This is a genomic window from Lentiprolixibacter sp., from assembly GCF_982873095.1.
This window is the reverse complement of record NZ_CEYNTP010000143.1, coordinates 1-7,209: the sequence shown is the minus strand read 5'-3', so window position 1 is coordinate 7,209 and position 7,209 is coordinate 1. Positions and strand designations below refer to the sequence as shown.

Below are 7,209 nucleotides of genomic sequence, written 5' to 3'. Positions count from 1 at the left end.
GGGCTGTACAGACCGCCCCAGTACCAGGCACTAGCGCCCCAGTAGGGATCCCAGCCCCAGCCATTCCAGCTATTCCAACCCCAGTTGTTCCAGCCCCAGCCCCAGTTATTCCAGCCCCAGCCGTTGTCAATAATGTTGATGGTTACGCTGCCCGGGTTGTCTCCCCAGCCACCGTAACCGGCATAGTCATTATTCTGATTGAAATAATCGGTTTCCTGGTCCAGTGCCAGGCTATCGTTCTCCACCCCGCTGTAATAATCATCCACATCGGTGAAGATCTCGCTTTCCATGATCTCATCGATCTGATCTGCTTTCTGACCAAAATAATCCTCGTAAATACCATCCTTCTCCTGTTTGGGTTGTGGTTGTACCGCGCGGCGAACAGGCCGTTCTACGCGAACACCTTCTGGTGTTTGGGCGTAAATTCCGTCATTGTCGTAATAAGACGCCTGTTGGTAGGAACCACAGGAAATCGCCAGCAATCCCAAAAGGGAAAACAGGCTGAATCGAAGAATTTTCGGTTGGGGTAGCATATGCATCATGACCGTAAAATTATATTGTTGAACATTTGAAAAATAGTTAGTTTTACCGAACTATTTCTGCTAATAAGGCACAATATTTATGCCAAACTATAATCAATGGGTAAAAATTTAACCAAAAGAAGCGAGGATTACTCCAGGTGGTACAATGAACTTGTGATCAAGGCTGATCTGGCCGAAAATTCGGGAGTTCGCGGATGTATGGTCATCAAACCTTACGGGTTTGCCATCTGGGAAAAAATGCAGGCGGGATTGGATAAGATGTTCAAGGACACCGGGCATCAGAATGCCTACTTTCCAATATTCATCCCCAAGTCCTATTTAAGCAAGGAAGCCAGCCATGTTGAAGGCTTCGCAAAGGAATGTGCAGTGGTTACCCATTATCGCCTTAAAAATGCAGAAGACGGCAGTGGTATTGTCGTCGATGAAAAGGCAAAGCTGGAGGAGGAACTTATCGTTCGCCCCACTTCGGAAACCATTATCTGGGACACTTATCGCAAGTGGATCCAGTCTTACCGTGACCTTCCCCTGCTGATTAATCAATGGGCCAATGTAGTGCGCTGGGAAATGCGTACACGGCTCTTTCTGAGAACAGCGGAGTTCCTCTGGCAGGAAGGGCATACGGCCCACGCTACAGAACAGGAGGCCATTGATGAAGCCGAACTGATCCTTAACCTTTATGCGGAGTTTGCCGAAAAACACATGGCTGTGCCCGTCATCAAGGGGACCAAAACTCCCAGCGAACGTTTTGCGGGAGCTGTGGAGACCTATTGTATTGAAGCCCTGATGCAGGACGGTAAAGCTCTGCAGGCGGGGACCTCACATTTTCTTGGACAGAATTTTGCCAAGGCCTTTGATGTTAAATTTGCAAATAAGGAAGGGCAGCAAGACTACGTCTGGGCGACCTCCTGGGGGGTGTCTACCCGACTTATGGGGGCCCTTATCATGACCCACAGTGATGACAATGGTCTGGTGTTACCACCGGTACTAGCTCCCATACAGGTAGTAATCGTTCCCATATACAAAGGAATGGACGAACTGGAAGCAATTGATGCCCAGGTGGCCACGTTGGTTGATGATCTTAAAGCACGTGGAATATCTGTCAAATACGATAACCGGGATACTCATAAACCTGGATTTAAGTTCAATGAATACGAACTCAAAGGTGTTCCGGTCAGGTTGGCGATTGGCCCCAGGGATCTCGCAAACGGTACTTACGAGGTCGCCAGGCGGGATACCCTTGAAAAAGCAACTGTAGTTGCTGAGGAAGTGGTGGATAAGGTGACCCAATTGCTGGACGAGATACAGGAGAATTTATTTTCAAAGGCTGCTGCCTATCGCGATGCGCGTGTCACGGAGGTATCCTCCTATGATGAGTTTAAAGCTGTTCTGGAAGAAAAGGGAGGTTTTGTAGCCGCGCATTGGGACGGTACCCACGAAACGGAAGAGCGCATAAAAGAAGAGACCAAAGCCACCATCAGGTGCATCCCGCTGGAAGGGTATGAAGGTAGCGGTACTTGCGTGCTTACCGGGAAGCCATCCAAACAACGGGTACTCTTTGCTAAAGCGTATTAAAGCTTTCAAAAAATAGGATTAGGGAGTTGTGATAGTAAAAAATAATTGTATTTTTGCATCCGCTTCCCTGAGAAGCTTTTATGGCCCGTTCGTCTAGGGGTTAGGACGCCAGGTTTTCATCCTGGTAACAGGGGTTCGATTCCCCTACGGGCTACAAAAATGGGAATCAGCTAACGCTGTTTCCTGTATGATAGATGTAAAGGCCCGTTCGTCTAGGGGTTAGGACGCCAGGTTTTCATCCTGGTAACAGGGGTTCGATTCCCCTACGGGCTACAAAAGCGGGACTGATAAAAAGGAAGTCTCTGGAAGTAAAGAAAATTAAGTAAAAGAATATGGCAAATCACAAGTCGGCTTTAAAAAGGATCAGAAGGAACGAAGCGGTTCGCTTGAGGAACAGGTACCAGCATAAGACTACGCGTAACGCGATCAAAAAACTGCGTAACGAAACCGACAAGAAAAAGGCGGAGGCATTGCTGCCCTCCGTAGTGAGTATGATTGATAAACTGGCGAAAAGAAATATCATTCACGCAAACAAAGCTGCTAACCTGAAAAGCAAATTGACGCATCAGGTAGGCACTTTGTAAACCGACTGAAACAATTAGGAAACCCCGGTGATGAACCGGGGTTTTTTATTTCCAGATCTTACTTGCGTTCCTTCCCCATCCTTAGGAACCCGATTACAATACTGCAGTACATGATCAGGATGAGGATCAGATGCAATCTTCGCACCATTGGAATATCATTGAGCTGTTCCGCGGCACGCTCATACCGGATCCATTTTATAGGCATGTATAACAGGTAAAAGATAAACATCCCCAGGCTCAGCCAGGACATAATGCTCCTGTCCCGGAACCAGCTTCCAAAGGTTTCCCGTGTATAAATGAAAAACAGAAGAAGGATAACAATCAGTACCAGGGAGCCGGTGAGGTAAGTAAACACCTGAGATTCGTAAAGGAAGGCCTGGAAAAATGGATTTAATATGGCCACAAGGATGAAGAGCCCGCTGCCTACGGCGATTATCTTTCTGTACAGCTGTTCTTTTATATACATATAGTATACGTAAAAGAAGTAGAGGAAGAACACAATGCTGTAGATGTTATAAATAATCAAATTGTTGTTCCGGTACACCTCGTTGAAGACAAATTCAAATTCATTGTAACGGATTAGGGCACCGAGTAATTCGTTCAAGAAGGTATACATCAGCAAAATCGGGAAATACTTCAGGGGGGTATCGTAGTATTTGCGATAGCGTAAAATGGATACGATAACGGTAATACCGTATAACGGCAGGAATGATCGCTCCAGGAACAGGTCGAACCAGTTCAAATCCATCTTTCTTCCAAAGCTTGATTAATTATAAGGTGGCGGGGCTGAGTTCCCTTCATTTAGTATCAGGCTTTTGTCACCTTGTACATTCGAAGGAGCCCCGGTAGACACAGCATGCAATTTAGGAGCAAATCCGGCCTCATTATGGTAGGTTCCCTTTTTGTTCAACCCCATTCCTTTCTGCTGGTAAGGTTCCAGTTTTCCATTCAGCAATACTACTTCACTTCCTGATTCCCCTTCCTGAATATAAAAGCCATAATCCTGCCCCTCACTTTGTACTGTGGGCATCAGAAAAATGGAATTTTGTCTTGGATGTACCACCTTTTTTCCATTTTCAAAGGTTTCCTGATCCGGATAGTTGGAGAAGTAAAAGCGGAGGGAGGCAATTTCTACCCCGGCATTTTCCGCCTCTTGTTCAATGTAGGCCAGGTATTGTTTTATTGTCTTGTAGTCGTAATAGGTATATCGGGCAACATCAAATTCTCTTTCCCCTTTAGTTATGGAATCCTCATAACGCAGGATGAGGGGAGCCCTCCGTTTTGAATATTGGTCATACATGGTTTTGGCCTGGGCAACACTTATGATCTGTTCAGGCGCCCTAACTTCTGAGGTTTCCTCACTTTGTTCCTTCTGTCTGTCTTGTTCTTTACAACTGTGCAGGGATAGCAAAAGGATCAAACCTATCAGTGAGGCAAAAGCCAACATTGGTTTCTCAAGTTTCATAACATATGGTTTTTGGAAATAAAGTTACACAACAATGCAAGGGGGGAACGGGATTACCCCTCCTAAGTTACTATTTTTAAGATAACCCGGAAGCCAGGGTGCCCGGAAAGGGAATAAAAAAACCCAACCCTTTTAAGAGAGGGTTGGGTGTTATAATGATCTTATGTTGGGATCACTGATTCATAGTCATCAGGAATTCCTCATTATTCTTGGTTTGCCTGATGCGCTGCTCCATGAATTCCATGGCTTCGATTGGATTCATATCTGCCAGGTATTTGCGTAAAATCCATAACCTCTGGACGGTGTTCTCATCATGCAGCAAGTCGTCCCGTCTTGTTGAGGACGAAACCAGGTCGATAGCAGGGAATATCCTGCGGTTACTGATCCTCCTGTCAAGCTGCAGCTCCATATTACCCGTTCCCTTGAACTCCTCGAAGATGACTTCATCCATTTTGGAACCGGTTTCTGTAAGCGCCGTGGCGATAATAGAGAGGGACCCCCCATTTTCAATGTTCCGCGCTGCTCCAAAGAATCGCTTGGGTTTGTGGAGGGCGTTGGCGTCAACCCCACCACTCAATACTTTACCTGAAGCAGGCTGTACGGTGTTGTAGGCACGGGCCAGCCTGGTAATGGAATCCAAAAGGATCACTACATCGTGCCCGCATTCCACCAATCGCTTCGCCTTTTCCAGCACAATATTAGCTACACGGACGTGTTCCGTAGCTTCTTTATCAAAAGTGGAGGCCACTACTTCGCCGCGAACATTTCTTTGCATATCTGTCACCTCTTCCGGACGTTCATCGATGAGGAGTATGATTTGATATACCTCAGGATGGTTGGCTGCAATTGCGTTGGCAATGTCCTTGAGCAACATGGTCTTACCTGTTTTGGGCTGGGCTACAATCATACCCCGCTGGCCCTTTCCGATCGGGGAAAACAGGTCGATAATGCGGGTGGAAATATTGCTCTGCCGTTCCGCCAGGTTGAATTTTTCCCTGGGGAATAGTGGGGTAAGGTGTTCAAAGGCTACGCGGTCCCTAACCACCTGGGGATCCAGGCCGTTTATTTTATTCACCTTGATCAGTGGGAAATATTTCTCCCCTTCTTTTGGAGGTCGAACGTTGCCCAATACGGTATCCCCGGTCTTCAGGCCAAAAAGCCTGATCTGAGATTGTGACACGTAAATATCATCAGGTGAGGAAAGATAATTGTAATCCGAAGAGCGCAGAAAGCCGTAGCCATCCTGCATAATGTCCAGGACCCCTTCGCTCTCGATTATACTGTCGAATTCGTACTCGGGTTGCTTGTATTTGTTTTTAAGGTCCTTGTCGAAATTGCTGCTCTTTGGTTCGTGGGCTTCCTTCTTTTGATAGGATTGCTTTTGCTTGGGATGCTGCTTATGAGACCCACCGCCTTTTTGATAGTCTTTTTTGTGACGCTTGTCATCCCCTCTGCCCGTCTTTTTCGCGGACGGGGTCTCTGTGCTTTTATCACTGGTTGATACTGCACCTTTTTCTTGCGTTTGCCCTTTTTCCTGAGCTTGTTTCGGCCCTTTTTCCCTAGCTTGTTTAGGACTTTTTTCCTGTCCGTTGCTAGCCGCTACTCTTTTGCGCTTAGGAGCAGTTTTTGGGGTTTCATCAGATGCTGTTACTGTTTTTACAGCAGCTGGGTTACTTGCCTGAAAGTCAAGTATTTGATAAACCAGGTCTAGTTTTTTCAGGGATTTATACTTGGGTACTTTTAGGTTTTTTGCTATTTCCTGTAATTCGGGAAGTTTTTTCCCCTTTAATTCTGAAATTTCAAACATTCAGTATTGAATAAATTAGTATTGATAAAAAAATGAAGTATGTTGTTATTCGGGTGTTTCGCGGGAAAGATATCCCGGTCGGTAAGTGAACTAACTAATAACGGGACAATAATACAAATTATTTTTCATACTTGCCTGATATTCATTAAAAAATGGCAGGAAGAGCCCTTAGCGGTTAATCCTTTTTACAGCTTGGGCAGGGGGGTACTTTGACCGAAATGTTAAGCTGTCGATTTTAGTACTTTTTTTGGCGAATTGATTTTCAGGAATTAAAAAGTGCCGTATTTTTGCCATCCAATAGCGTAGGAAAGTGATTCAGCGTATTCAAACAGTTTATTTGCTCCTTGTAGCCCTACTTAACGGCTTATTGCCCATATGGCTACCCCTCTGGAAAGATGCGGAAGGAGCGGATGTAATGGCGAACCAGGTAACCTGGATAGTTATCACCTTTTATGTGGTTGCATTGCTGGCCTTGATTGCTATTTTCATGTACAGGAACAGGAAAAATCAATTTGTACTCAACAGGTTGAACCTCATATTGAACCTTTTTTTACTAGGATTTTTCGTTTACCGGTCCCTAAGTTTATCTGGAGAAACCGAGGTTTCTGAGAAAGGTATTGGGATGCTGATTCCGATTTTTTCTATCGTTTTTCTGGTCTTGGCGAACAAGGCTATTAAAAATGATGAAGATCTTGTAAAATCTGTGGACCGCTTACGTTGAACCTAACATCTTAGTAGTATTAGTGCGTAAAACCCTGACCAGCCTTGCTGCGTCGGGGTTTTTTGCTTTTCGGGCTTACCCGGGCCTTAGTTATTTATAGAAATCCGCCGCTTTGCCGACTAAGGTGGTCAATTCCACCGTATGCCCATCCGGATCCTGAACATATACCGAAAGAAAATGATGATGGTCCTGCACTTCATAGGGAATTTTCTGTTCCGCATACCAGGCTTTTGCTTTTTCGAAGCTTTTGTTGGAAACCTGGAAGGCGAAGTGATCAATTCCCGGGCCGATGGCTGCAGGGGGTGATGGGCCTTCCCCGGTTTTCGCTGGAAAAAGGGCTACTCCTGTTTTACCTGCGAGCAAAAAGATCGGGTATGCTCCCCATTCCGGTATGTGATATGGGGTTAATCCCAGTACCTCTTCATACCAGCGTGCAGAAACCTCCAGATCATTGACCCGCAAAGCCACGTGGTCGAGAAAATCAATAGTAAAAGGTGTTGCCATAGTCCGTATAATTA

General features: G+C 45.7%; 7 protein-coding genes, 2 tRNA genes and 1 pseudogene. 5 read left to right on the top strand and 5 right to left on the bottom strand.

Annotated elements, in window-relative coordinates:
* Positions 1–542 (bottom strand): annotated as a pseudogene (locus AC4E7D_RS09390) (hypothetical protein); the annotation flags it as partial.
* Positions 543–638: 96 nt separating this feature from the next.
* On the opposite strand from AC4E7D_RS09390, the gene proS reads away from it, so the two are divergent.
* The 4 genes from proS to rpsT all read left to right on the top strand — a co-directional run bounded on the left by proS (position 639) and on the right by rpsT (position 2,698).
* A complete protein-coding gene (gene proS / locus AC4E7D_RS09385) occupies positions 639–2,114 on the top strand; it encodes a proline--tRNA ligase (protein ID WP_490173541.1) in 1,476 nt (491 codons plus the stop codon).
* 82 nt (positions 2,115–2,196) lie between these two features.
* Positions 2,197–2,268: transfer RNA gene (locus AC4E7D_RS09380), tRNA-Glu, on the top strand.
* 47 nt (positions 2,269–2,315) lie between these two features.
* Positions 2,316–2,387, top strand: a tRNA-Glu gene (locus AC4E7D_RS09375).
* Positions 2,388–2,446: 59 nt separating this feature from the next.
* A complete protein-coding gene (gene rpsT, locus AC4E7D_RS09370) occupies positions 2,447–2,698 on the top strand; it encodes a 30S ribosomal protein S20 (protein ID WP_490173540.1) in 252 nt (83 codons plus the stop codon).
* 58 nt (positions 2,699–2,756) lie between these two features.
* On the opposite strand, the gene AC4E7D_RS09365 is transcribed toward rpsT, so the two are convergent.
* From AC4E7D_RS09365 to rho, 3 genes are all read right to left on the bottom strand, one after another.
* Positions 2,757–3,446: a hypothetical protein gene (locus AC4E7D_RS09365; RefSeq protein WP_490173539.1), complete on the bottom strand. Its 690-nt coding sequence runs from the start codon at positions 3,444–3,446 to the stop codon at positions 2,757–2,759.
* Between the two features lie 18 nt (positions 3,447–3,464).
* A complete protein-coding gene (locus AC4E7D_RS09360) occupies positions 3,465–4,163 on the bottom strand; it encodes a hypothetical protein (RefSeq protein ID WP_490173538.1) in 699 nt (232 codons plus the stop codon).
* 172 nt (positions 4,164–4,335) lie between these two features.
* Entirely contained in the window at positions 4,336–5,970 is a 1,635-nt protein-coding gene (rho, locus tag AC4E7D_RS09355) for a transcription termination factor Rho (RefSeq protein ID WP_490173537.1), read from the bottom strand.
* Positions 5,971–6,280: 310 nt separating this feature from the next.
* On the opposite strand from rho, the gene AC4E7D_RS09350 reads away from it, so the two are divergent.
* Complete coding sequence (locus AC4E7D_RS09350) at positions 6,281–6,691, top strand: DUF4293 family protein (protein ID WP_490173536.1); 411 nt, start codon at positions 6,281–6,283, stop codon at positions 6,689–6,691.
* 90 nt (positions 6,692–6,781) lie between these two features.
* Here AC4E7D_RS09350 and AC4E7D_RS09345 read toward each other — a convergent pair.
* A partial coding sequence (locus tag AC4E7D_RS09345) for a VOC family protein (RefSeq protein ID WP_490173535.1) occupies positions 6,782–7,209 on the bottom strand: 428 nt, incomplete at its 5' end.